Origin of the sequence: Cupriavidus pauculus, from assembly GCF_002858765.1 — a bacterium.
GTDB classification, from domain to species: Bacteria; Pseudomonadota; Gammaproteobacteria; order Burkholderiales; family Burkholderiaceae; genus Cupriavidus; species Cupriavidus pauculus_B.
On record NZ_PJRP01000005.1, the window covers coordinates 194,302 to 195,649 of the forward strand.

Annotated in this window: 2 protein-coding genes; both read left to right on the forward strand. The window is 67.0% G+C overall.

All coding sequences use genetic code 11. The features are described 5' to 3' along the window. Nucleotides 1-190 precede the first annotated feature (190 nt). Nucleotides 191-1,126, forward strand: coding sequence for a hydroxymethylglutaryl-CoA lyase (locus tag CYJ10_RS13570; RefSeq protein ID WP_101682015.1), 936 nt, complete (start codon nucleotides 191-193; stop codon nucleotides 1,124-1,126). A 20-nt stretch (nucleotides 1,127-1,146) separates the two neighbouring features. Then, on the forward strand, nucleotides 1,147-1,348 hold a 202-nt coding region (locus CYJ10_RS35100; RefSeq protein ID WP_180862933.1), incomplete at its 3' end, for a CoA transferase.

Consider the following 1,348-nt stretch of genomic DNA (forward strand, 5'->3'; position numbering starts at 1 on the left):
AGGGTGGTCAGGTCGAGATCTCTCATGCCCGGATTGTAGGGCTAGGCATTCCGATATGGAACGATGGCGATGTCAAAAGACCGCTTCTTGTTGTTCTTGGAACGACATAGAGTCACGGGTATCGCGTGTCCTTTTCAGGCGCCCCCCGCCGCAAACTATGACTCCTGCCTCGCCCCATCCCCAACTGGCCATGTGGCCACCGCACGCCGTGATCCGAGAAGTCGGATTGCGTGACGGGCTGCAAAGCATCAAGACCGTCGTTCCGACGGAGCAGAAGAAGGCGTGGATCCGCGCGGCGCATGCCGCCGGCCAGCGCGAGATCGAGGTGGGCTCGTTCGTGCCGGCGAAGCTGCTGCCACAACTGGCAGATACCGCCGAACTGGTGGCGTTTGCCCGGACGCTGCCGGGGTTGTTCGTCTCGGTGCTGGTGCCCAACCTGCGCGGGGCGGAGGCCGCCATCGACAGCGGCGCCAACCTGATGATCGTGCCGCTGTCCGCCAGCAATGCGCACAGCCTGGCCAACCTGCGCAAGACCCCCGACGACGTGGTGGCCGAGGTGGCGCGCATCCGCGCGGCGCGCGATGCCGCCGGCGCCCGGACGCTGATCGAATGCGGCGTGGGCACGGCTTTCGGTTGCACGTTGCAGGGCCACGTGGCGCCCGATGAAGTGCTGCGGTTGATGCAGGCGCTGCTCGACGCGGGCGCCGATCGCGTGAGCCTGGCCGACACGGTGGGTTACGCCGATCCGCGCATGGTGCGCGAGCTGTTCGAGCGCGCCATTGCATTAGCGGGGGACCGTTTCTGGTGCGGCCATTTCCACGATACGCGTGGCCTGGGTCTGGCCAACGTGCTGGCAGCCCTGCAAACCGGCGTCACGCGATTCGATGCCTGCCTGGCCGGTATCGGCGGCTGCCCGCATGCACCCGGCGCCAGCGGCAACGTCACGACCGAGGATCTTGCCTACATGCTGGGCAGCATGGGCGTCGAGACCGGCCTCGACATCGACGCGCTGCTGGCGTTGCGCCAGCAGGTGCAAGGCTGGCTGGCCGGAGAAACGCTGCACGGCACGCTCTGGCGCGCCGGGTTGCCCAGAACCTTTGCCGGCGCCCGCCACGCGGCCGCCTGATCGACACCATGAGCCAAACCATGCAACAAGAGAACACATCGCTGCCGCTGGCCGGCATCCGCGTCGTCGAGTTCACCCATATGGTGATGGGGCCCACCTGCGGCATGATCCTGGCCGACCTGGGCGCCGAGGTCATCAAGGTGGAGCCGCCGGGCGGCGACAAGACCCGCAACCTGCCCGGCCTGGGCATCGGCTTCTTCCGCGCCTTCAACCGCAACAAGA